The 23,705-nt window shown below is 67.7% G+C and carries 22 protein-coding genes; 10 read left to right on the forward strand and 12 right to left on the reverse strand.

Annotation, left to right across the window (positions count from 1 at the left end):
* Positions 1-12 precede the first annotated feature (12 nt).
* From SPDO_RS13840 to SPDO_RS13850, 4 genes are all read left to right on the forward strand, one after another.
* On the forward strand, positions 13-1,212 hold the full coding sequence (locus tag SPDO_RS13840) for a pyridoxal phosphate-dependent aminotransferase (RefSeq protein WP_088368103.1): 1,200 nt from the start codon (positions 13-15) through the stop codon (positions 1,210-1,212).
* A 191-nt stretch (positions 1,213-1,403) separates the two neighbouring features.
* Positions 1,404-1,535 (forward strand): hypothetical protein, encoded by a 132-nt coding sequence (locus tag SPDO_RS17270; protein WP_281252599.1) that lies wholly within the window; start codon positions 1,404-1,406, stop codon positions 1,533-1,535.
* A gap of 144 nt (positions 1,536-1,679) precedes the next feature.
* Positions 1,680-2,357: a DUF1013 domain-containing protein gene (locus SPDO_RS13845; protein ID WP_088368104.1), complete on the forward strand. Its 678-nt coding sequence runs from the start codon at positions 1,680-1,682 to the stop codon at positions 2,355-2,357.
* A 222-nt stretch (positions 2,358-2,579) separates the two neighbouring features.
* Positions 2,580-3,668 (forward strand): MBL fold metallo-hydrolase, encoded by a 1,089-nt coding sequence (locus tag SPDO_RS13850; RefSeq protein ID WP_088368105.1) that lies wholly within the window; start codon positions 2,580-2,582, stop codon positions 3,666-3,668.
* Positions 3,669-4,073: 405 nt separating this feature from the next.
* Here the strand turns inward: SPDO_RS13850 and SPDO_RS13855 are convergent, their stop codons facing one another.
* The 5 genes from SPDO_RS13855 to SPDO_RS13875 all read right to left on the reverse strand — a co-directional run bounded on the left by SPDO_RS13855 (position 4,074) and on the right by SPDO_RS13875 (position 10,322).
* Complete coding sequence (locus SPDO_RS13855) at positions 4,074-4,670, reverse strand: phytanoyl-CoA dioxygenase family protein (protein WP_245829511.1); 597 nt, start codon at positions 4,668-4,670, stop codon at positions 4,074-4,076.
* Positions 4,671-4,822: 152 nt separating this feature from the next.
* Positions 4,823-6,394: a bifunctional phosphoribosylaminoimidazolecarboxamide formyltransferase/IMP cyclohydrolase gene (gene purH, locus SPDO_RS13860; RefSeq protein ID WP_088368107.1), complete on the reverse strand. Its 1,572-nt coding sequence runs from the start codon at positions 6,392-6,394 to the stop codon at positions 4,823-4,825.
* Positions 6,395-6,531: 137 nt separating this feature from the next.
* Positions 6,532-8,271, reverse strand: coding sequence for a heparinase II/III family protein (locus tag SPDO_RS13865; protein WP_088368108.1), 1,740 nt, complete (start codon positions 8,269-8,271; stop codon positions 6,532-6,534).
* Positions 8,268-8,927, reverse strand: a complete 660-nt coding sequence (gene rpe, locus SPDO_RS13870) for a ribulose-phosphate 3-epimerase (RefSeq protein ID WP_088368109.1) — start codon at positions 8,925-8,927, stop codon at positions 8,268-8,270. The genes SPDO_RS13865 and rpe overlap by 4 nt, the downstream gene beginning before the upstream one ends.
* A 102-nt stretch (positions 8,928-9,029) precedes the next feature.
* Positions 9,030-10,322, reverse strand: coding sequence for an RsmB/NOP family class I SAM-dependent RNA methyltransferase (locus SPDO_RS13875; protein WP_088368186.1), 1,293 nt, complete (start codon positions 10,320-10,322; stop codon positions 9,030-9,032).
* Positions 10,323-10,363: 41 nt separating this feature from the next.
* Here SPDO_RS13875 and SPDO_RS13880 point away from each other — a divergent pair, with 41 nt between their 5' ends.
* Positions 10,364-10,525, forward strand: a complete 162-nt coding sequence (locus tag SPDO_RS13880) for a DUF1674 domain-containing protein (RefSeq protein WP_088368110.1) — start codon at positions 10,364-10,366, stop codon at positions 10,523-10,525.
* 151 nt (positions 10,526-10,676) lie between these two features.
* Positions 10,677-12,497 carry an AsmA family protein gene (locus SPDO_RS13885; protein ID WP_088368111.1) on the forward strand — a complete coding sequence of 607 codons (1,821 nt, stop codon included), beginning with the start codon at positions 10,677-10,679 and terminating at the stop codon, positions 12,495-12,497.
* Positions 12,498-12,525: 28 nt separating this feature from the next.
* Here SPDO_RS13885 and SPDO_RS13890 read toward each other — a convergent pair whose 3' ends face one another.
* Complete coding sequence (locus SPDO_RS13890) at positions 12,526-13,497, reverse strand: NAD(P)H-dependent glycerol-3-phosphate dehydrogenase (RefSeq protein ID WP_088368112.1); 972 nt, start codon at positions 13,495-13,497, stop codon at positions 12,526-12,528.
* Positions 13,494-14,519, reverse strand: a complete 1,026-nt coding sequence (gene tsaD / locus SPDO_RS13895) for a tRNA (adenosine(37)-N6)-threonylcarbamoyltransferase complex transferase subunit TsaD (RefSeq protein ID WP_088368113.1) — start codon at positions 14,517-14,519, stop codon at positions 13,494-13,496. Before tsaD ends, SPDO_RS13890 begins: the two co-directional genes overlap by 4 nt.
* A gap of 98 nt (positions 14,520-14,617) precedes the next feature.
* On the opposite strand from tsaD, the gene hemC reads away from it, so the two are divergent.
* From hemC to SPDO_RS13915, 4 genes are all read left to right on the forward strand, one after another.
* Positions 14,618-15,523: a hydroxymethylbilane synthase gene (hemC, locus tag SPDO_RS13900; protein ID WP_088368114.1), complete on the forward strand. Its 906-nt coding sequence runs from the start codon at positions 14,618-14,620 to the stop codon at positions 15,521-15,523.
* Positions 15,520-16,188 carry a uroporphyrinogen-III synthase gene (locus tag SPDO_RS13905; RefSeq protein ID WP_088368115.1) on the forward strand — a complete coding sequence of 223 codons (669 nt, stop codon included), beginning with the start codon at positions 15,520-15,522 and terminating at the stop codon, positions 16,186-16,188. The genes hemC and SPDO_RS13905 overlap by 4 nt, the downstream gene beginning before the upstream one ends.
* A 25-nt stretch (positions 16,189-16,213) precedes the next feature.
* Positions 16,214-17,128 (forward strand): hypothetical protein, encoded by a 915-nt coding sequence (locus SPDO_RS13910; protein WP_088368116.1) that lies wholly within the window; start codon positions 16,214-16,216, stop codon positions 17,126-17,128.
* 106 nt (positions 17,129-17,234) lie between these two features.
* Entirely contained in the window at positions 17,235-18,638 is a 1,404-nt protein-coding gene (locus SPDO_RS13915) for a M20/M25/M40 family metallo-hydrolase (RefSeq protein ID WP_088368117.1), read from the forward strand.
* Between the two features lie 226 nt (positions 18,639-18,864).
* Here SPDO_RS13915 and SPDO_RS13920 read toward each other — a convergent pair whose 3' ends face one another.
* The 5 genes from SPDO_RS13920 to SPDO_RS13940 form a co-directional block, all read right to left on the reverse strand.
* Positions 18,865-19,446 carry an ABC-type transport auxiliary lipoprotein family protein gene (locus SPDO_RS13920; RefSeq protein ID WP_088368118.1) on the reverse strand — a complete coding sequence of 194 codons (582 nt, stop codon included), beginning with the start codon at positions 19,444-19,446 and terminating at the stop codon, positions 18,865-18,867.
* An 8-nt stretch (positions 19,447-19,454) separates the two neighbouring features.
* Positions 19,455-20,417, reverse strand: coding sequence for an MlaD family protein (locus tag SPDO_RS13925; protein ID WP_088368119.1), 963 nt, complete (start codon positions 20,415-20,417; stop codon positions 19,455-19,457).
* Positions 20,417-21,229, reverse strand: a complete 813-nt coding sequence (locus tag SPDO_RS13930) for an ABC transporter ATP-binding protein (RefSeq protein ID WP_088368120.1) — start codon at positions 21,227-21,229, stop codon at positions 20,417-20,419. The genes SPDO_RS13925 and SPDO_RS13930 overlap by 1 nt, the downstream gene beginning before the upstream one ends.
* Positions 21,229-22,326 (reverse strand): ABC transporter permease, encoded by a 1,098-nt coding sequence (locus SPDO_RS13935; RefSeq protein WP_088368121.1) that lies wholly within the window; start codon positions 22,324-22,326, stop codon positions 21,229-21,231. The genes SPDO_RS13930 and SPDO_RS13935 overlap by 1 nt, the downstream gene beginning before the upstream one ends.
* Before the next feature lie 105 nt (positions 22,327-22,431).
* Positions 22,432-23,697, reverse strand: coding sequence for a DUF445 domain-containing protein (locus SPDO_RS13940; RefSeq protein ID WP_169716269.1), 1,266 nt, complete (start codon positions 23,695-23,697; stop codon positions 22,432-22,434).
* Positions 23,698-23,705: the final 8 nt, after the last annotated feature.

Genomic DNA, 23,705 nt, shown 5'->3' on the forward strand with positions numbered 1-23,705 from the left:
AGGAACCGCTCCATGAAGACCTCTGCCGCGCTCGATCGCATCAGCCCGTCGCCCACGCTGGCGATCACCACCAAGGTGCAGGAGCTGAAGCGCGCCGGTATTGACGTCATCGGCCTCGGCGCGGGCGAGCCCGATTTCGACACGCCCGATTTCGTGAAGGAAGCCGCGATCGAGGCGATCCGCCGCAATCAGACCAAATATACCAACGTCGATGGCACGCCCGAGCTGAAGGACGCGATCGTCGCCAAGTTCAAGCGCGACAACAGCCTCGACTACACCCCGGCGCAGATCAGCGTGAACGTCGGCGGCAAGCACACGCTGTTCAACGCGCTGGTCGCGACGGTGGAGGCCGGCGACGAGGTGATCGTCCCCGCGCCTTACTGGGTGAGCTACCCGGACGTGGTACAGTTCGCCGGCGGCACCCCGGTCGTCGTCGCCGCCGGGCCGGAGCATGGCTACAAGCTCACGCCCGCGATGCTTGAGGCCGCGATCACGCCGCGCACCAAGTGGCTGATCCTCAATTCGCCGTCGAACCCGACCGGCGCGGCCTATACGGTGGCCGAGCTGAAGGCGCTAGGCAAGGTGCTGGAACGCCACCCGCACGTCTGGATCTTCGCCGACGATATGTACGAGCATATCGTCTACGACGACTTCCGCTTTGCCACCATCGCGGAGGTCTGCCCCGCGCTGTACGAGCGGACGCTGACGGTGAACGGCTGTTCCAAGGCGTATGCGATGACCGGCTGGCGCATCGGCTTTGCCGGCGGCGCCCAATGGCTGATCAAGGCGATGGCCAAGCTCCAGTCGCAATCGACGAGCAACCCCTGCTCGATCGCGCAGGCGGCGGCGACCGCGGCGCTGAACGGCGACCAGTCTTTCCTCGCCGAGCGCAACGCCGCCTTCAAGACGCGCCGCGACCTTGTCGTCGGCATGTTGAACGACACGCCCGGCATCACCTGCCCGACGCCCGAGGGCGCGTTCTACGTTTATCCAGAAATCTCCGGGCTGATCGGCAAGACCACGCCCGGCGGCAAGCGGATCGACACCGACAGCGATTTCGTCGGCTATCTGCTGGAGGACGCCCGCGTCGCGGCCGTTCAGGGCGTCGCCTTCGGCCTCTCGCCCGCGATGCGCATCAGCTACGCCACCAGCGACGAGATCCTGCAGGAGGCATGCACCCGCATCCAGCAGGCGTGCCTTGCGCTGAAATAGTCAGCGGCGGGCGGCCGAACGCCGATCGGCATCATTGGTTCCAAGGTGGAAACGATCGCTTTCCACCTTGGCCATACAAGCCCGCTCGCCCGACCCTATATCCCGAACAGTCGATGAACGGGCGGCCAAGCCGTCGTTCAGCCCGAGGCGGTTAAACCCGCTTCAACCAGAAACGAGATACAGAGCTTTTTATGACCCGCCTCCTCAAGTCCAGCTTCCTGTGGCAGTTCACCGGCGGTTTCCTGCTGGGTGCGGTCGGGCTGTTCACATTGGTGCCCGCGACCGATCCGGTCACCGGCGCACCGATCGAGCAGGCGCGCTAACGCAAGGGCGGGTTTGCCCCCGCCGTTCGCCTGTCCGGCGGACAGTGCTTGCCCTAGACGCCCGGGCACATTAAGTCGTCTCAGGTTAAGCGGCCGCTCCGGTAAGGGGCGGCCCTATTTGTTTATACCGAAAGGCATTCCCGCATGGCCCAGCCGCTCATGCCCCACGCGACCGCTTCCTGGCTGGTCGACAACACTGCGCTCACCTTTGAGCAGATCGCCGAATTCTGCGGCCTTCACGTGCTCGAGGTGCAGGCGATCGCGGATGATACCGCCGCGACCAAGCTGACCGGCCGCGATCCGGTGCGCGCGCACGAGGTGACGCAGGACGAGATCGACAAGGGCCAGGCCGATCCCGAGTACCGCCTGAAGATGACCAAGGGGCCCGAGCAGGTCCGCCGCACCAAGGGCCCGCGCTACACGCCGGTGTCGAAGCGGCAGGACAAGCCCGACGGCATCGCCTGGATCATCCGCAACCACCCGGAAATCTCGGACGGCGCGATCTCCAGCCTGATCGGCACCACCCGCACCACGATCGCCGCGATCCGTGACCGGACGCACTGGAACATCGGCAACATCACGCCCAAGGATCCGGTGACGCTCGGCCTCACCACCCAGCGCGAGCTGGACGCCGCGGTGAACAAGGCAGCCAAGTCCGCCGGCGCCGAGCCGCAGCCGACCGACAATCGCCTCGATGGCGATCGTGCGGCGCTGATCGAGCAGCTGCGCGCCGAGCGTGAGCAGGCATCGCGCGACGCGGAATTGGCCGGCGACGAAGGCACCGCCCCCAAGCCGTTCTTCGAGGATCCGTTCCGCCGCTGACGCCCGCGCGGGCCACGCCATAAAATAACCCCGTCATGCCGGCGCCCTGTCGGCATCACGGGGTCGGCATCGCGGGGTCGGCATGCACGCCCCCGCGACCGCAAGCCTTGCCGATCAAGCGCGGGCAAAATCGCACATCGAAGCGATTCCAACGCGCCGCCGCAACACCACCGTACCGATTATCGCTCGACGTAACGATTGTTATGCTGATAGCGTCGGCCCATGGCGACGGCACATCTACGCACGCTGATCGGGGATGAGGGGCTGACGCCCACCAACTCCGCCGGTCTGACCTTCCCCTTCGGCGATCGCGGGCCGCAACCGGGCGAGCTTCTCACCGTCATGCCGGGCATCCGCTGGTGGCGCGTGCCGATGTCGGGTCCGCTCAAGCACGTCAACGGCCTGATCCTCGACGACGGGCCGGATCTGCTCGCGATCGACACCGGCACCGCCAGCCCGCGCTCGACCGAGGCGTGGCGCGCGATCCTTGAGGGCCCGCTCGACGGCCAGCGCATCGGCCGCATCCTGTGCACCCACATGCATCCCGACCACGTCGGCCTCGCCGGCTGGCTGTCGCGCAAGTTCGACGATGCCGCGATCGTGATGACGCGCACCGAATGGCTGATGGTGCGCATGCTCGCCGCCGATTCGCGTCCCGAAGTGCCCGAGGAACAGCTCGCCTTCTGGCGCGGCGCCGGCTGGGACGAGGAGCAGGTCGCGCGCGGCGCGGGCAAGGGCTGGTCCAATTTCGGCAAGGCGATCGCGCGCATGCCGCTGATGTACACCCGCATCCAGGATGGCGAGGTGATGCGCATCGGCGGCAGCGACTGGCATGTCGTCACCGGCAGCGGCCACAGCCCCGAACACGCCTGCCTCGTCGACTACGACCGCCGCGTGCTGGTGGCGGGCGATCAGGTGCTGCCGCGGATCAGCTCCAACATCTCGGTCCACGTCAGCCAGGTCAACGACGATCCGCTCGGCGACTGGCTCCGCTCGATCGAAAAATTCCGCCAATTGCCCGACGACCTCCTGGTCCTCCCGGGCCACGGCGATCCCTTCTACGGCCTCCACACCCGCCTCGACGCGCTGCGCGACGAGCATCTCGACCGGCTCGACGCGATCGTCGACCTGATGGCGAGTGGTCCCGTCCGCGCGGTCGATTGCTTCAAGGTCCTCTTCCGCCGTCCGATCGGCCCCGACGTGATCGGCATGGCGACGGGCGAATCGCTCGCCCACCTGCGCCGGCTGGAGGTCGAGGGCCGCGCCGCGCGCGAGGTAAAGGACGGCGTCTGGTGGTTCGCGCGGGGTTAGTGGACTCACACAGGATCGAAGATGGACCGGATGCGCCTTGTTAATGTCCAGGCCGCATTCGCCTTAATAGCTTGCCTTGCCGTAGTTGCGGGTTGCTCCAGATCGCCGTCTCGATCAACTTCAGTTAAGATCTTCGCCATCACCCCGAGCGTGTCCTTTTATCTCGCAGACCGCGTCACTATCCACGGGCGAGCGGACAATGGGTTGACCGTCAGGAAAGCTGTTCGCGTGGATCAACTGGATTGCAGGATAGGAGATGTCGTTCCTGCCACCGTCCGCGGCGTCTCGATCCACTTGCCAGATGGAACCTGCACCTCCCGTCCACGCGAAAATGAGGTGTATTGGGTTGGCAAACGTATTTCTTAGATGCCTGCTCTTCCGCAGGCTCATCGTCACACCAAAGCTTCAGACACCAAGCCAACGCAACTCGCCGGGAAGATTTTCGGCTGCAAAGTCCACTTGCAACACCCGCCTGTGCCGTGGTTCGCTCGCCGCCTCAGACGCATGAAGGATCGTGGTTTTGTATAACCACACATCTCCTTCGTTCGCGAGACATGCTCGTACGCCGCGACGCTCTACAACCTCTTGCACACGAGTGACCGGAATGCGCCCTTCGTCATGCGATCCGGGGGCGATCAACAGTGGCGAATTGTTTGGCGGTACATCGTCCAGGTGAACCCGCAGCGTGAGCATTCGGGTCAGAAGATCAAAGGGCGGCTCGACGTGTTGCATTCCACGCTTCACCGTCCAAGGGCCGTACCCGGTTACATCAATCCGCTGCTGCACGCAGATCGTTCGATCTTGATGCCAGTTTAGCGACCAGTTCGTCTCGGCGGTCTTGTCGAATAATATCGCGCGAACCGGCCGACATTCAGGACCGAGAACATCGGCTGCGATCGAACCAACCGACCCTGCTGCAGAAAGAAAAGGCCGCAGGTCCGCGATACCGCTGATCCGTATTCCCGCATGATCTTCGGGAAGGTGAGCAAGTGCCTTCCGCACGGCATTCAGATCGCCAGTGGCCGCTCCGGTATAGAGCTGCGCCCCGTGTTCTCTTATCCGAAGGTCTGTGCTGCAGGTTGCATGGCGCATCACTTCACCGCTTTCGCAGCGAGCCGCCGCCCGCCCAAGCAGTCGGCGGCTCGCTGCGCCCCTCAATGCCGGAAGTGCCGCATCCCCGTGAACACCATCGCCAGCCCCGCCTCATCGGCCGCCGCGATCACTTCGGCATCGCGGATCGAGCCGCCCGGCTGGATCACCGCCGTCGCACCCGCCTCGACCGCCGCCAGCAGGCCGTCGGCGAACGGGAAGAACGCATCCGACGCCACTGCCGAACCGATCGTGCGCGGCGTACCCCAGCCCGCCTTGTCGGCCGCATCCTTCGCCTTCCACGCCGCGATGCGCGCCGATTCCAGCCGGTTCATCTGCCCCGCACCGACGCCCGCCGTGCTGCCGTCCTTGGCATAAACGATCGCATTCGACTTGACGTGCTTCGCCACCGTCCAGGCGAAGCGGCAGTCGGCCAGTTCCTGCGGCGTCGGCTGGCGCTTGGTCACCACCTTCAGCATGTCGTCGGTCAGCACGCCGTTATCGCGCGACTGCACCAGCCAGCCGCCGGCGATCGTCTTCGCGGTCAGCCCGCCGCGCGCCGCATCGGGCAGGCTGCCGGTCAGCAGCAGGCGCAAATTCTTCTTCGCCGCGAACAGCGCGATCGCCTCCTCGTCGGCGTCGGGCGCCACCACCACTTCGGTGAAGATGCCGGTGATCGCCTTGGCCGTCGCCGCGTCCAGGGTGCGATTGAGCGCGATGATCCCGCCGAACGCCGACACCGTGTCGCACGCGAACGCCGCCTCATACGCCTCGGCCAGCGTCGCGCCGGTCGCGACTCCGCACGGGTTGGCATGCTTCACGATGACGCAAGTCGGTTCGGCATCGCGAAACTCGCTCACCAGCTCCAGCGCCGCGTCGGCATCGTTCAGGTTGTTGTAGCTCAGTTCCTTGCCCTGCACCTGCCGCGCCTGGCCGATCCCCGGCGTCGACGGACCGGCATGGCGATAAAAGGCCGCCTGCTGATGCGGGTTCTCGCCATAACGCAGCACGGTGGGCGCCTCGAGCGTGAAGGGGAGCGTCGCCGGGAACTGCTCGTCCTGGTCCGAAAGCCCGAACCAGCTGGCGATCATGCCGTCATAGGTCGCGGTCGCGGCAAACGCCTTGGCGGCCAGCCGCTTGCGCTCAACGAGGTTCGTCTCGCCGCGCGCGACGATTTCGTAATCGGCCGGATCGGTGACGATCGCGACATAGGCATGGTTCTTGGCGGCGGAGCGCACCATGCTCGGGCCGCCGATGTCGATATTCTCGATCACCTCGGGTCGGTCCGCGCCCTTCGCCACCGTCTGCGCGAAGGGGTAAAGGTTGACGACCACCAGATCGATCGCGCCGATCCCATGCTCCTCCATTGCGGCGGCATGCGCGGCATCGTCGCGCACCGCGAGCAGCCCGCCGTGCACCATCGGGTGCAGCGTCTTGACCCGCCCGTCCATCATCTCGGGAAAGCCGGTCAGGTCCGACACGTCGCGCACCTCCAGCCCTGCCTCGCGCAGCGCCTTGGCCGTGCCGCCGGTGGAAACCAGCTCCACGCCCTTCGCGGCCAGCGTGGTGGCAAGGTCGACGATCCCCGTCTTGTCGGAAACGGACAGAAGGGCGCGGCGGATGGTGATGGCGGTCATGACGTTCCTGCTGCCCGTCGCATGCGGCGACGCGAGGGCTGGTGGGTGAAGATCAGGTGACACACCATCGGCTGGCCGGGCATGTCACGGGGCACGCCGCTCCCCTAGCCCCTCGCTCGCGCCGAGGGGAGCCTTAATCAGCGCGCGCGCTTCAGCACCCAGCCGACATTGGTGCCGCCCGGCTCGGTCGCGCCGCTGATCACCAATTGCTGCGTGGCGATCGGCCGTCCCTCGCCATCGATCCACAGACTGTCATCGATCGCCAGCGAGGCGCCGCGGGTGCGGAACTGCCACATCGCCCCGCCCGGCACCCGCAGCACCGCGCCCAGCCCGTCCGCGGTCGGCGACGCTTCGACGCCCCGGCCGAGGTGAAAGCGGATCGCGAAGCTGGTCGGCCCCGGCCGGCGATTGCCACGCCCCTTGGGCAGCAGCACGTCCTCGCCGCGCAGCTCCTTGCCGTCGCCGGTCAGGATCAGCTGGCGGCGATGGACGAAGCCGTGGCGGCGCACATAGCCGTCATGGCTCGCCTCAATCCGGCTGGCGTTTTCCGATTCCTGCCGGCTCAGCTCCACCTCGCCCACCCCGCGGCCCAGCGTGCCGTCAGCATGCACCGCCGTGGAGTTCGTGTCGGCCAGCGTCAGCGTGGAATGCGCCGCCGTGGTGCGCAGCCCTTCCACCAGCGCGCGCGGCAGCGTCGGCAGCGCCGCACGCGCGCCGCCACAATTCACGACGAGGCGCGCCGGCCCGTCGGACAGCTCGAACGCCAGTGTCGAGGCACAGCCCCCTTCCACCACCCGCGCGATCGGCGGCGGCGCGGCATCGACCAGCAGCACGGTGGTGCCCGCGGTCAGCCGCTGATAGCCCCAGTCGCGCGCCTGCCGCAGTGGGCGTGCGCGCACGCCGCTCGCCTCGATGATCTGCGCCACCTGGTCGGCGGGCACCGGCCCGCTGCCCTGCCAGCTCGCCAACCCGCGATCCGCATGGCAGGTGCCGAGCAGCGCTGGCACCATTCTGGCCAGCGCGGCTTGGGCGAAATCGGGCAAATCCTGACGCCGCGCGGCGTAGCTTTCACGCAGCGTGGTGATCAGGCCAATTATCTCCAAAAGGCGGCCGGGCGACCGGCTGACAAGGCCGCCATCAGGCCAAAGTGCGCCGTCCAATGCTCGGGAAAGGCCAGCTTCACCGAAAGTTTTACGCGGATCGCCGCCCGGGATCAGCAGCCCCGCCGCGATCACCCCGCACCACGCCGCTACCCTTTGATGCCCCGGCGGCGCCTTGTCAGCGCTGCTATCCAGATGCCGTGCGCCGCGCGCCAAAGCGTTCAACACCTTGGAACGATAGACCAAATCGGTGGAGGACAGGATCAGCGGCGCATGCGCCGTCCAGAACAGAATGCGCCGCCCCCACAGATCCGGCCGCCATGCCAGTGGCGTCACCTTCTCGGCATGCGCGGCGAGCCACCGCTCCATCAGATCCTCGGCAACCGGCGCCCCCTGCGCCCGTGTCGCCACGCTCGACAGATCGCGAAGCCACGCAAAACTTTGGAGAAATTCGGCAAAGGCCGGCGAGGGCGAAAAGCTGCGCAGGTCGAGCCCGGCGACCGGATGGCGCTCGCCGCGGAACAGGATCTCCCCTGCCAGCAGCGCCTGCCCGCGCCCTACATCGCCGAAAATCGGATCGTCCGGAACGGCGATGAGCTTCAGCGGATAGCGGCCCTTCAGCCGGAATCCGTGGATCGGTGTGCGCCAGGTCAGGCGATGGAAGCGGTCGGTCAGGCGTTCGGCGAGCGACAATCCCTTGTCGCCGCCGACGCGCACCAGCCGCTTGCCCTCGTCGATCCCGTCGGCCGGGGGAAGATCGCCCGCGCCGTCGCTCATGCGCCTCTTAAAGCGCGAATGTTATCGGCATAAGCATCGGGCCCGCCGCGGAAAGTTGCCGTGCCCGCTACCAAAGCATCGGCGCCGGCTTCGATCGCCAGTTTCGCTGTACGCGCATCGATGCCGCCATCCACCTCAAGATCAATATCACGCCCGCTGGCATCGATCATCTTGCGAATGGCGGCAATCTTACGCAATTGGCTGTCGATAAAGCTTTGCCCACCGAAGCCGGGATTGACGCTCATCACCAGCACGAGATCGACCATTTCGAGAATATAGTCGAGCATCTTGGCCGGTGTCGCCGGGTTCAGCACCACGCCGGCGCGCTTGCCGAGCGACTTGATGTGCTGGAGCGAGCGGTGGATATGCGGCCCCGCCTCCGGGTGAACGGTGATCGTGTCCGCGCCGGCCTCGGCAAAAGCGTCGAGATACGCGTCCACAGGTGAAATCATCAGGTGGACATCGAAAGGTTTCGTCGTGTGCGGACGCAGTGCCTTAACGATTGCGGGACCTATCGTGATGTTAGGGACAAAATGTCCGTCCATCACATCGATATGAATCCAGTCGGCACCAGCCGCGTCAATTGCGCGAACTTCTTCACCCAGCTTCGCGAAGTCGGCAGAAAGGATTGATGGGGCAATACGAACGGGCTTCAACGTTTCACTCGCTTGAAATCCGCTCGCCTTGCTTTGCCGACCTTTGTCTGCGCGCGATGCCGAACGGTGGGGACGATCAGAGAGCCTTAACGCCCGATCACGTCAGGCGGAAGCACGCTTGAGGCGGGCGATGAAAAAGCCGTCGCAGCCCCCGACATCGGCCAATGTGCCGGGTAGCAGACGGAGAAATCCGGCCGCATCCCGGATCAATTTAGCCGGCAATTCACCTGCCGTGGCCGGTTCCAGCGCATAGTCGGCCCGGGTCGCGAGAAAGCGCTCGATCTGCGCCTCGCCCTCCTCCGGTTCGAGCGAGCAGGTCGCGAACACGAGCCGTCCGCCGGGGCGGACCCATCCGGCGGCGCGATCGAGCAAGCGCGCCTGCAGCGCCGCCATTTCGGCGATGATCGCGGGATGCGCGCGGTAGAGGACGTCGGGGTGGCGGCGGAAGATGCCGGTGGCACTGCATGGCGCGTCGAGCAGCAGCGCGTCCATCGGCTCGGCCGGTTCCCAGTCGAGCGCGTCGGCGATCACGACCTTGGCGGGCAGATGCGTGCGCGACAAATTCTCGTGCAGCCGCGCCGCGCGTGAAGGTGCAATCTCCAGTGCGGTGACGTCCCAGCCCGCGGCGGCGAGCTGCATCGTCTTGCCGCCGGGTGCGGCGCACAGATCGAGCGCCTTGCCCGGGCCTCGACCAAGGAGGCGCGCAGGCAACGAGGCCGCGATATCCTGCACCCACCATGTGCCCTCCGCATATCCGGCGAGATTGGTCACGGGCGCCGGATCGACCAGCCGCCGGTGATCAGGGGCCAGGCTGGTTCCCTCCGGCGCGAGGGCATCAGGGTCGGCCAGCGTCAGATCGAGCGGGGGTGGTGCGGCGATCGCAGCGGCAGCGGCATCAACCACCGCGTTGCCCCAGTTCGCGCCCCAGCGCGCCGCGACCTCCGCGGGCAGCGACGGCAGCTCCGGCAACGCCGCTCCGCCGCGGGTCAACGCACCGAACACGCCATGAACCAGTTTGCGTGGACCGCCGTCGACGAGCGGCAGGACAGTGGCGATGGCCGCATGCGGCGGCGTGCCGAGCGATAGCGTCTGCACCAGGGCGATGCGCAGCGCCGTGCGCGCCTTGGCGTTCGCAGGCAAAGGCTGGCGCGTTGCCGAGTCGATCAGCGCATCGAGATCCGGCAAGCGGCGCAGCGCCTCCGCCGCAATGGCATGGGCAAGGCCGCGATCGGGCCCTTCCAGCCCGCGCGTCGCCGCGGGCAACGCCGCCTCAAGCGGATCACCACGCCGCAGCACCGCATCGAGAAGGCGCATCGCGGCGCGGCGGGCGGCGGTACCCGGCGGATCGGCCGGACGGCGCGGGCGATTATTCGGGGTCTTGGCGGGAGGCAACATCGGCCCCATGTGGACCGTCGAGGCTGCAATCGGAAGAGCTGATGTCGAACCGTCCACCCCATGTGAAGCCGCCGAAATATCTGTCGCCCAACAAGCCGGTGCCCGAGCCTGCCCCGCTTCAGCGCCCGGCCGAAGACCCGCTGGGACGCGATCCGGTGCGGTATGGCGACTGGGAAAAGAAGGGCATCGCGATCGATTTCTGAGGCGCGCGTGTTGCCGCCTCGGCGCAGCTAGGGACGGCATTTTGGATCAGGGCGGGACGCCCGATCACCGTCTCCTTTCGATGCCGGAACGAATATAGCTGTCGCGCGTCTCACGCCGATGGTCCGCTGGCTCTTCGGTTCACGTCTCAGAATGGCCGCTGCGCTGATTACCGCGTTGCTGGCTCTGGTGGCATTGACGCTCGCCGCTTTTCCCTGGGGCGTCCTGAAGGGAACGCTCGAAAATCGCATGACGGCGCGGTTCGGCCGGCCGGTTACGATCGGGGCGATGGAGCGGGTCGATCATTTCGGCTTTGCCACGGTTGTGCGGCTGCGTGACGTGACCCTGCCCGGACCGGCGTGGGCGGGCGATCCGGATCTCGCCCGCGTGGCGCGGATGGAGATCGGGTTCAACTCGCTGTCATTGCTGACCGGGCACCTCGCGCTGCACGATGTCACGATCGACGGCGCCCAGCTTTATCTGTTCCGCGCTGCGGATGGGCGGGAAAGCTGGCACGGCACTACGGGGCGTGGCGGCAAGGGTGGCGGCGGGCTGCAGGATCTCGTCGTGCGCCAGTCGCGGCTGACCTACGTTGACCAAAAGCAGGATCGCCGGTTCACCTTGCAGGTCGCATCCGATCCGAAGGCCGGATTGCGGCTGCGCGGCGACGGGACGATCCGCGGCACGCCGGTGCAGGTTGCCGCACAGGCGCCGGCGATCTCCAGCGTGAACGAAGGCAAATGGCCGTTCGACGTGCGCCTGACCGGGCGCGCACTCACCATGCATGCCAAAGGCATCATGGCGGCCCCGCTCGACACCGGGCATATGTCGCTGGAGGTGACGGCGGAGGCCAGCGACCTGAAGCTCGTCGATGCGATCATCGAGGCGGGGCTGTTTCGCACCCAACCCGTAACCCTGTCCGCCAGCGTGCGCCGCGAGCCCGACAAGTGGCTGATCGACCGCCTGTCCGGTCGCATCGGCCGCTCGGACCTGTCGGGGAAGCTGGTCTTGAACAAGGAAGGCGAGCGTACGAAGCTCGATGGCTCGTTCGAGTCGCGTCAGCTCGATCTCGATGATCTGTCGTCGAACGAGGGGCTGCGAAAGGCGGCGGCGAAGAAGGCGGCGATCGGCCCACGCATCGTGCCCGATACGCGCATCAACCTTGCCAAGATCGGCAACACGGACGGACGCATCAGCTTTAAGGTTGCGCGCGTCGTCAGCCGGCATGGGCCGTCGTCGATCACCAGCCTGTCGGGCACTGTGGCGCTCGATCATCGCGTGCTGACGGTATCGCCGCTCACCATTGGCCTGCCCAAGGGGCGGATTACCGGTCGCGCCGTCGTGGACCAGGCGGACAATGGTCCGGTGCCGCTGCTGCGGCTGGATCTGCGGCTGAGCGATAGCGATATTCCGGCGCTGGCGGGCGGTGGGGGATCGGTGACCGGGCAGGTGGATGCGCGCGCGCAGTTGGCCGGACGCGGGGGCACGATCCGTCAGGCGGTGGGCAACGCCAACGGGCGTATCGGGCTTGCCGCGCGCCGCGGTGCGCTGCCCAAGGAGATCGCCGAGGCGCTTGGCTTCGACGCGGGCGGTGCGCTGCTTTCCGGCAGCGACGATCGCGCGGTGCTGCGCTGCGTGATTGTCGGGGCCGACCTGCGCGGGGGGCGCGGCCAGGTGGGGCCGTTTGTGGTGGATACCTCGCAAAGCCGCCTGGATGGGCAAGGCACGATCACCTTTCCCGACGAGCGGCTGGCGATCCGCCTGACGGGCGCGCCGAAACACGATGCCGTACTGCGGCTGCCGGGGTCGGCCACGATGTCGGGCACGATCAGCGAGCCCGATATCGTGGTGCCTCGCGAGGTGAAATCGGTCGGCAACTTGCTGAAGGCGCTGGGCCGGGCGATAACCGGCAAGCAGGGGCCGGTGGCGCAGGATGCCGATTGCGGCGCGCTGGCGCGGCAGGTGCTGCGCTGACGATCGCGCCGATGGTTGCCTGCGCGCCCTAAGCCTCGTCGCGGAGCGGGCGGGCGAGCAGGTCGTCGATAACGGCGCGGGCCGGGACGCCTTCCAGCAAGCGGCAGACCGCGTCGGTGATCGGCATGTCTATATCGGCCTGCGCCGCTGCCTCGGCGAGGACCGGTGCGGTAAAGGCGCCCTCTGCCACGGTGCGGCGATCGGCCAGCAGGTCGGCTGCCTTCGCGCCCTGACCCAGTCCCAAGCCAAGCGAGAAATTGCGGCTGCTGGTGGACGAACAGGTGAGCACCAGATCGCCAAGCCCCGACAATCCGGCGAGCGTCTCGGGTCGTGCACCGCGCGCCATCCCGAAGCGGGTCATCTCGGCAAAGCCGCGCGCAATCAGGGCGGCGCGGGCGTTCTGGCCGAGCGCCGCACCCTCCACGACGCCGCAGGCGATCGCCAGCACGTTCTTCACCGCCCCGCCGATCTCCGCGCCGATCACGTCGGTGGAGGCGTAAGGGCGGAAGCTTGGACTGGCGAGGCGGCTGGCGAGGCTGGCCTGCAGCGCCTCGTCGGCGCAGGCGAGCGTTACCGCGGTAGGGAGACCGGCGGCGACTTCATGCGCAAAGGTCGGGCCGGAGAGCACCGCGATCGGGGCGTCGGGGTGCACCGCCTGCGCCACCTCACCGACCAAGCGGCGGGTGCCGGCCTCGATCCCCTTGGCGCACAGGACAAGCGGCGTACGGTCGACCGGCGTGTCGCGGAGCACCGCGCCGACATGCTGCGCGGGTGCCACGACCAACAGCGCGTCTCGGCCCGCGAGATCGGCGAGCAGACCGGTCGCGCGGATGTTGGGCGACAGCGGCACGCCGGGCAGAAAGGTCATGTTCTCGTGGCGGGCGTTGATGCCCTCCACGACCTCCGGCTCGCGCGCCCAGAGCAACACCTCGCCGCCGCGCGCCGCGACCTGCGCCAATGCCGTGCCCCAGGCGCCGCCGCCGATGACGCCGATCCTCATGCCTTTACCCCCGCGCCGCGCACCGCCTCCGCGCCGGGATCAAGCGGCCAGCGAGCGCGCGCCGGCGTGTCGAGTGGATCGGTCAGCCCGGCCGCGAAGCGCTCGGCGCCGGCCCAGGCGATCATCGCGGCATTGTCGGTGCAGAGCCACAGCGGCGGGGCGACGAAGCGCAGGCCGTGATCGGCCGCCAGCGTGGAGAGCGCGCCGCGCACCGCGCTGTTCGCGGCGACGCCGCCCGCCACCACCAGCGCGGTTGCGCCCTCCGCTCGCGCCAGCGCACGGCGCGTGCGATCGATCAGGCAGTCCACCACCGCGGCCTGGAACGAGGCGGCGATGTCCTCTGGCGGATAGTCGCCGACGACGCGCGCGACCGCCGCCTTCAGCCCGGCAAAGGAGAAATGCGGCTCGGGCGAGCGCAGCAGCGGGCGCGGCAGCGGAACGGCGCGCGGGTTGCCGGCCAGTGCGGCGCGCTCGACCGCCGGGCCGCCGGGAAAGCCCAGGCCGAGGAGCTTTGCCGTCTTGTCGAACGCCTCGCCTGCGGCATCGTCGATCGTCGTTGCGAGCCGGCGATAGCGGCCGACGCCCTCGACCAGCAGCAACTGGCAATGCCCGCCCGAGACGAGCAGCAGCAGATAGGGAAAGGCAAGGTCGGGATCGGAGAGGCGTGGGCTGAGCGCGTGACCCTCCAGATGGTTCACCGCCACCAGCGGCTTCCCCACCGCGTGGGCCAGCGCCTTGCCGGTGACGAGGCCGACCATCACACCGCCGATCAGGCCGGGGCCGGCGGTCGCCGCAACCGCATCGACGTCTGCCAGGCGGAGCCCCGCGTCGGCGAGCGCCGCCTCCACCAGCGGCTCCAGCGCCTCGACATGCGCGCGCGCGGCGATCTCGGGGACCACGCCGCCATAAGGGCGATGCTCGCTTTCCTGTCCCGCGAGACGATGCGCCAAAACTTGACGCTCGCCGCTGACGATCGCCGCCGCGGTTTCGTCGCAGGATGATTCCAGGCCAAGGATAAGCATCGCCGGCCTTTATCCGGTCCGCTGGCGCTTGTCGAAGGGCGCCGCAGGACCGATACATGCCCCCTCCCCCCTGGCAACGGCATGAGTACGATCGAACGATGGCGACTACCTTCAGGCTTGGCACGCGCGGCTCTCCGCTGGCTCTCACGCAAGCGGGCATGGTGCGCGATGCGCTGATCGCGGCGCACGGCTGGGACGATGTCGAGATTGTTGTTGTTCGCACCACCGGCGACCGGGTGCAGGATCGCGCGCTGGCCGAGATCGGCGGCAAGGCGCTGTGGACCAAGGAGCTCGACCGGGCGCTGCTCGCGGGCGAGGTGGACGCCTGCGTCCACTCGATGAAGGATGTGGAGACGATCCGCCCGGCCGAGATCGCGATCGCCGCAATCCTGCCGCGGGCCGATGCGCGCGACCGGCTGATTGGCGCGGAATCGATCGAGGCGCTGCCGCATGGCGCGGTGCTGGGGACCAGCTCGCCGCGCCGCCGCGCGCAGATGCTCCGCCGCCGCCCGGACCTGAAGGTCGTGCTGCTGCGCGGCAACGTGGATTCGCGGCTGGGCAAGCTGGCGGCGGGGGAGATCGACGCGACCTTGCTGGCGGCGGCCGGGCTGGAGCGGCTGGAGCGGCATGAAACCGGCGTGCCGCTGCCCGTAGAAACGACCTTGCCGGCACCGGCACAGGGCGCGGTGGGGGTCGAGACGCTGGCGGACGGGCCGGCGCGCGCGCTGGTCGACGTGATCGACTGCGCCGACACGCACCGCTGCATCCGCATGGAGCGTGCGCTGCTCGCCGCGCTGGGCGCCACCTGCCACTCGCCGGTCGCCGCGATCGCAACCTGGCAGGGTGACCAGATCCATCTTGCGGCGGAGCTGCTGGACGAGGACGGCACGGCGCATGTCGGCGGGAGCACGATCGGCCCGGCAGAGGATGCGCTGGCGACGGCGCTGGCGGCGGACCTGCTGGAGCGCGCGCCGGCGGTGATCCGCCAGCTGTTCGGCGGGTGACGCGCGCCGCGCTGATCCTGCGTCCCGAGCCTGGGAACAGCGCAACGGCGGCACGGGCCGCGGCGGCGGGGCTTGCCGTGATACGGCTGCCGCTGTTCGAAGTCGTTGCACTGCCGTGGACGCCGCCGGCCGGCAATTATGACGCCCTGCTGCTGACCAGCGCCAATGCCGTTCGCCATGCCGGGGCGGAGCTGGCGGCGCTGGCGCACCTACCGGTCGTGGCCGTTGGTGCGGGCACCGCTGCGGCGGCGCGCGCGGCGGGCCTGACCGTTGCGGCGGTGGGACACGGCGATGGGACGGCGGCGCTCGCGCTCGCGCATCGGCACGGGTGGCGGCATCTGCTGCGGCTGGCGGGGCGGGAACGGACCGAACTCGCCGGCGTCATCGATGTCGAGGTGTATGCCAGCCGGGCGCTGTCGCCTTCCGCCGAATCGCTCCGGGCGGCCGCGGGCACCGTCGCCCTGCTGCACTCGGCGCGCGCTGCCGCCTTGTTTCGCCAGTTGCTCGATCGCGAACGGGCACGGGTGGAGACGATCGATATCGCTGCCATCAGCGTTGGCGTCGCCGCCGCAGCCGGTACCGGGTGGAACACGGTCGTCATCGCCGACCAGCCGAGCGACGCGGCGCTGATCGCGGCCACCTGCACGCTCGCGATTGACCCTTAGCCAGCGGCCGGGGATAAGGCGCCTCATGGATGAAGCCGTGCCGCTCGATCCCGCTCCGCGCCGGTCGCGCGTTGGCCCGATCACCGTATTGGTGGTGCTGGCGTTGCTTGTTGGCCTGGGCTTGATGTGGTTTTCGGCACGCGATCGGCCCGGCTGGTGGCAATCGGCCGGCTCGGCGCCTGCTTCCACCGTCGGCGCTGCCGGGCAAGCGGCTGGCGCGCCGACCGGCGCCGGCGCGGTCGGCGCGATCGACCCGGTAACGCTTGCCACCCGCGAGAGCGCGCTTGCTGCCCAGCTTGCCGCGCTGGAGGCGCGCGCGGCGGGCATGGAGCTCGATGTTTCCGCCTCCGCGGACCGCGCCGGGCGCGCCGAGGCGATCCTGGTGGCATTCGCCGCGCGGCGCGCAATCGAGCGCGGCAAGCCGCTCGGCTATCTCGAACAGCAGTTGCACCTGCGCTTCGGTGCGACGCAGCCCCAGGCGGTGGCGACCGTGATCCAAACCGGGCGCGATCCGATCACGCTGGAGGGGCTGCGCGAGGCGCTCGAGGCGAATGCGCCGTTGCTGCTCAATCCCGGCACCGAACATTGGTTCGACGGACTGGTCGACGAGCTGCGCCACCTGATCGTACTTCGTGACGCGAATGCACCGTCGGCGATCCCGTCCGAGCGGATGGCACGCGCGCGCCGGCTGGTCGACGTCGGCCGGGTTGAGGCGGCGCTGGACGAAGTCGGCAGGCTGCCGGGGGGCGCGCAGGCGGTGAACTGGACCAGCGCCGCACGGCGCTATGTGGCGGCCAATCGGGCGCTGGACGTGCTGGAAACCGCAGCGCTGGTCGGCACGGTGACCGGGGCGGCGCAGGCCAATCGCGTGGCGCCTGCGACGGCGCCGACCGCGAGCGAGCCGGCTATCGCTCCCGACGCAGGCACGACCGTCCCCTGATCCTGCCACAGGCAATGCGCGCCATCGCGCTGCCCAGTCCCTTTCGCCGTTGCGCCCACGACCCTTTCCCTGCAAGCATTGAGAGATAAGGAAAAGGGAGAGCCGGATGCCGGGATATTTGCGTGCGTTTTCTTTGGCGTTGGCGGGGTTCAGCCTGACGCCGGCCGCAGCGGCACAGACCCGGCCGGACGAGAAGGCGTTTTTCGACCTGTACAAGGAACTGGTGGAGACCAACACGGTCGTGAACCAGGGGAGTTGCACCCGCGCGGCGCAGCAGATTGCCACGCGCATGAAGGCAGCGGGCTATACCGACAAGGACCTGGTGCTGTTCTCGACGCCCGAACATCCCGACGATGGCGGGCTGGTGGCGACTCTGCCCGGATCGGACCCCAACAAGGGCGCGATGCTGCTGCTCGGCCATCTCGATGTGGTCGCGGCCAAGCGCGAGGATTGGGAACGCGACCCGTTCAAGCTGATCGAGGAAAACGGCTTTTATTACGCGCGCGGTGCGGTGGACGACAAAGCCATGTCGTCGATCTGGGCGGATGCGATGATCCGCTTTCGGCAACAGGGCTTTCGCCCCAAGCGCACCATCAAGCTGGCGCTGACGTGTGGCGAGGAGACGACCTTCGCCTTCAACGGTGCCGAGTGGCTGGCAAAGAACCGGCCGGAGCTGGTGCGTGCCGATTTCGTGCTGAACGAGGGCGGCGGCGGGCGACTGGATGCGCGCGGCAAGCCACAGGCATTGGCGATACAGGTGGGCGAAAAGGCGGCGCAGAACTTCACGTTTCTCGCGACGAACCCTGGCGGGCACAGCTCGGCCCCGACGCCGGCAAACGCGATCTACGAGCTGGCCGATGCGCTGAAGCGGGTGCAGGCATATGAATTTCCGGTGAAATTCACCGATACGACGCGTGCCTTCTTTGCCGCCAGCGCAAAGGCGCTGCCCGCACCGGCCTCCGCCGCCGTCAAACGGCTGATGGCAAATCCACGCGACGCCGCCGCCGATGCGATCGTCAGCCAGGACAAGGTGCTGCACTCCACGCTGCGCACGACCTGCGTCGCGACGCTGGTAAATGCAGGTCACGCCGAAAACGCGCTGCCGCAGCGCGCGAGTGCCAATGTGAACTGCCGCATCTTTCCGGGCGAGACAGTGGACGGGACGCTGGCCAAGCTGCAGGAGCTCGCCGGATCCAAGGTGAGCGTCACCGCCAACCAGCCGGTTCGCCCCATTGCCGTTCCACCGCCGCTCGACCCGGCGATCATGGGCCCGGTAAAGGCGCTGGCGGAAAAGCATTTCCCCGGCGTGCCGGTGGTGCCGATGATGTCGACGGGCGCCACGGATGGTGTGTTCTTCGGCATTCTCAACATGCCGGTATATGGCGTGCCCGGGCTGTTCCTGGAGCCGGACCTGAACGGCACCCACGGCCTCAACGAGCGCATCCGCGTGTCGTCGCTATACGCCGGCCGCGACTATCTGTTCGATCTGGCCAAAACGTTGGCCGATTAAGCAGCGCTTCGGCTCGCCACGGCGCGCCGATCACGAGGGCGAACGCGGGCTGACGGGTGACGGCAGCTCGCGCTCGTTTGCTGAAGCGGTGCGCTTCAGAGCTTACGGATGCGCGGAAGATCACTGGTGAAAGCCGATGTGCCTCTCACCCCCCGCTCGGCGCCAAGGCTGCTGCCCTAACCAAAGGGGCGGACCAGCCTTGTCGCTTCAGCCTAGCAGCCGGAGGTCAGCGACCGACCCAGTCGGCGACTTCGACCGCCACCTGATTTGCCGCCTGGTTCAGCGCCACACCAACCGGGCCCGCTTCGATGGCGGATACCGGGACGCGCGCCTCGAAGCGGCGCTTTTCCACCGCGCCGCCTTCATCGCGCACCAGCGCGGCGTCATAGGTGACGACGGCGCTTGAGGACGCCGCATCGATCCCGAAATTGCGCAGTTCACCCGCCAGCCGCGCGCCCGGATCGGCAAACGACTGAGCGCCGGACAGGACCACGCGGCCGGAGCGCGCGCCCACCGTATCGGACAGGACTCGCGCGAATTGCCGCGCGGGCGGCTCCACCCATTGCGCATCCTTCACATAGGCGATGTCGGTGGCGGTGGCCTGCACCGGCACGCGGTTGTTGGCCAGCGCCTGCGGCACGTTGGGCACCTGGATGGTGATCGTGCGCGCGCCTGCCGACGATTGTGCCTGACCCACCGGCACCTGCTCGGTCGACGTCAGGCTCAGCAGGCTGTCGGGCGCGTCAGCGCCGAAGCTGATGCAGCCGGCAAGCGGCAGCAGGGCAAGACCGATCAGGAGCTTCTTCATATCCGTTCTCACTTGCCCTTATAGTCCGGCAGCTTCTGCTGCCCGATCAGCGATCCGGCGCCTTGCCGATCCACCTTCTCCGCCACCGAGGCCAAGGCCGCCGACATCTGGCGCAGATCGAGCACCAGCTGGTTCACTTCCGGTACGGTGCGCTTGGAGAAGGTCTGCAGCCCCGGCCGGGCGTCCTGCACGGCGCCGTTCAGCGTTTCTGCGCTCTGTCGTGCCGCGCGGATCGTCTCGTTGAGATTGTTGATCGTCGGCCGCACGTCATCGGCGAGGATGCCGTTGGTCGTGGCGGCGAGTTCACCGATCTGCTGCGAAGCGTCGCCGGCCTGTTGGATGGCGATGCGGGTCTGCGCCAGCGTGGCAGCGATTTCCGGTCCGCGATCGGCCAGCGCATCGGTCAGCCGATTGGTATTCTCGAGAATGCCGGCGATCGACGCCTGGTTCCGATCGGTCAAGAGCCCGGTCAGCCGCTCGGTCAACGTCGACAGGCGCTCCAGCAACTGCGGCGCGGAATTGAGGATCGCGCCCAGACCGCCCGTCCGAGTCGGGATCACCGGCACGCCATAGGGGCATTGCTGCCCATTGTCGTTGTCTGGGCAGACGATCGGCGCGGCGCCCTTGCGCGCGCCATCCAGGCTGACCGTGCTGGTACCGGTGAAGCTGCCCTGGATCGTCGCGGCGGTGCCCTTCAGGATCGGCGTGTCGTTGCTCACCTCGATGCGCACGCGCACGAACTGCGGATCGTTGCGCCACAGCTGGATCGACTTCACCTGCCCCGAGGGCACGCCCGAATAGGTGACTTGCGAACCGCGCGCGAGCCCATCAACCGACTGTTTGAAGAAGATGTCGTATTCGTTCTGGGTAGCGCCGCCCAGCCGCGCGATCCACGCGGTGAACAGCGCCAGCACCGCCAGCAGGATCAGCACGACGGCGCCGACCAGCACATGGTTGGAACGGGTTTCCATCAGTCAGTTCCTGCCTTTGCCGTTGCGCCTGCCGCCGCATCGCGCGTCGCGACGGCGGCCCGGCCACGTGGCCCACGAAAATATTCCTGAATCCAGGGGTGATCGAGCGCGAGCAACTCGTCGATCGTTCCCACGGCGATCACGCGCTTGTCGGCCAGCACCGCCACGCGGTCGCAGATCGCATATAGGGTGTCCAGATCGTGCGTGATCAGAAAAACGGTCAATCCCAACGTCTTTTGCAACGATTTGGTGAGATCGTCGAAGGCCGCGGCACCGATCGGGTCCAACCCGGCGGTCGGCTCGTCAAGGAACAGAAGCTCAGGGTCGAGCGCCAAGGCGCGGGCCAGCCCGGCGCGCTTCTTCATGCCGCCCGACAGTTCGGCGGGATATTTCGGCCCGGCCTCCGCAGGAAGCCCCGTCATCATCACCTTGAACGAGGCGATTTCGTCGAGGAGGGCAAGATCAAGCGCTGGATAGAATTCGCGCAGCGGGACTTGGACGTTCTCCGCCACGGTCAACGTCGAGAACAGCGCGCCGCCCTGGAACAACACGCCCCAACGTTTGCGAATCTCGACCGTATCGACTTCATCGCGGTCCAGCGTGGGTTCGCCGAATACCTGCACGTCCCCCGCGGCGGGGCTTTGCAGGCCGATGATCGAGCGCATCAGCACCGACTTGCCCGTGCCCGAGCCGCCGACCACGCCCAGGATCTCCCCACGGCGCACGTCGAGGTCGAGGTTCTCATGGATGACCTGCGAGCCGAAGGCGTTCTTCAGCCCGCGCACTTCGATGATGTTTTCCGGATTGGCCATCAGATCCAGCCGATCCGTTCAAAGAAGACAGCGAAGAAGGCGTCGATGACGATCACCAGAAAGATCGCCTGCACCACCGCCGCCGTGGTGCGGGTGCCGACCTGTTCGGCGTCGCCTTCTACCTGCATACCCTGGAAACAACCCGCGACAGCGATCACCGCACCGAAGACCGGCGCCTTGATCAGCCCGACGTAAAGATCGGTAATCGGCACCACCTCGCGCAGCCGGGCGATATAGGTGACGGGCGGTATCTCCAGCTGCCACCAGCACAACAGCCCGCCGCCGATGATGGCGATCAGCGAGGCGTAGAACCCAAGCAGCGGCATCAGCACGATCGCAGCGATCGTCCGCGGCAGCACCAGCGCCTCCATCGGCGACACGCCGATGGTGCGCATCGCGTCCACTTCCTCGGTCAGCTTCATCGTGCCGAGCTGCGCCGCAAAGGCCGAGCCCGAGCGCCCGGCGACCATGATCGCGGTCATCAGCACGCCCAGTTCGCGCAGCGTGATGCGGCCGATGAGGTTGATCGTGAACACCTCGGCGCCGAACTGCCGCAACTGCACGGCGCCCTGCTGCGCGATGACGATGCCGATGAGGAAGCTCATCAGGCCGATGATGCCGAGCGCCGAGACTCCGACCACCTCGAAACGCTGCACCGTCGCGTTGAAGCGGAACCGGCGCGGATGCCTGATAACGCTGCCGAAAGCGATCACCGTTGCGCCCAGGAAGCCGAGCAGGCCGAGCAGCGTACGCCCGGTCATCATTACCGCATCGCCGACCTCGCCCAGCACCCGATTGATCGGGCTGACGTGAACGGGGCGCGTGGAAACCGGCTGATCGGCCTTGCCGACCTGTTCGAGAAGATGGCGGTGGGCATCCGACACGCCGGTGACCTCAGCGCGCTTTTCCTTGGCGAGCCGGTGGATAACCCATGCGCCGATCGTGTCCATCCGGTCGATACCGGACAGATCGATGGTCGAGACGTTACCCGCGTAATGCTCCAGCCGGCCGGGAAGATCGCCCAGCCGCGCAAGCAGCAGATCGCCGGTGAAGCGAAGCGTGCCGCCGTCGTCGCTGAATTCGGCCAATGCGCCCATTCCCCACCCTTTGCGGAAAACTCCGCATCTCGGCAAGACGAACGTGTGGTGCGACCGCTTGTTGCATGGCGTGTCGCGACTAACGCTTCGATCGCACCTGAGTCGCTAAATCAGCACGTCCACCGAATGGATCACCAGACCAACGGCACCGCCCACCAGCGTCCCGTTGATCCTGATGAACTGCAGATCCTTGCCCACCGAATGTTCGAGGCGCTGCGTGATCGTGTCCGCATCCCAGCCGCGCACCGTTTCAGACACCAGGCCGACGATCACGTCGCCGTAATCCGCCGCCGTGCCCACGGCAACACGGCGGACGTAGCGGTTCAAGGTGTTGCGCAGGCGCGCGTCATTTTCCAGCGTTTCACCCAGCTGGCGCAGCATGTCGCCCACCCCGCCGGCAAGCAGCCGCTCGGGATCGCGCGCCGTGCGCAGCATGGCCTGGCGCGCCTGTTCCCAAAGCCCGTTGATCCAGCTTTGCATCGCCGGATTTTCGAGCAGGGCGAGCTTCAGCGCCTCCACTCGCTCCTGCATCTGCGGCTTGTGCTGGAGATCCCTTGCGAGCGTCGCAAGACCTTCCTCCGCTTTCGCGCGCAGCGGATGGTCGGGTTGTTCGGCCATGTCGGCCAGCATCTTGTCCAGGCCATCGATGATCTTGGTCGCGATGGTTTCGTCCAGCCCGGTCCAGCGCAGGATGGCACCTGCCCGCTCGTGCACCATGTTGCGCACGACCTGCTGGTTTGCCTCCAGCACGCGGCCGGCCCAGCGCACGATGCCGTCGAGGATCGGCTGATGGCGGTTCTCCGCCATTGCCGCCTCCAGCGCACGGCCGAGCAGCGGCGACAGCTCGATGCGGCGCACCTGCTGCACCATGGCGCCGCGCACCATGCCGCCGAGCCGCTCCTGATCGAGCGCCTGCAACGCTTCCACGGCGAGCCGCGAGGCGCCGCGGGTCACGCGTTGGCCACCGGCGGACGGGCTGGCGAGCCAGCGCCCCGCGGCACTCGCCACGTCCATCCGCCGCATGCGGCGCGCCACGACCGAAGGAATCAGGAAATAATCGCGCAGAAACGTCGCGAGCTGGTCGCCGATCCGGTTCTTGTTGCGCGGGATAATGGCGGTGTGCGGGATCGGCAGACCGAGCGGGTGGCGGAACAATGCGGTGACCGCGAACCAATCCGCCAGCCCGCCGACCATGGCCGCTTCGGCAAAGGCGCGCACGAAGCCCCACGCGGGATGCACGTCGTCGAGTGCCCGCGCGACCAGGAATGCCGCCGCCATGGCGATCAGCATGCCGGTCGCGATCGTGCGCATGCGCACGAGGCCGGGGGGTGCGCGGGTGGGCGAAGGGCGCCGTAGCGCGACGGAGATCATGTCCGAAC

This window comes from Sphingomonas dokdonensis, from assembly GCF_002197685.1.
Classification (GTDB): Bacteria; Pseudomonadota; Alphaproteobacteria; order Sphingomonadales; family Sphingomonadaceae; genus Sphingomonas; species Sphingomonas dokdonensis.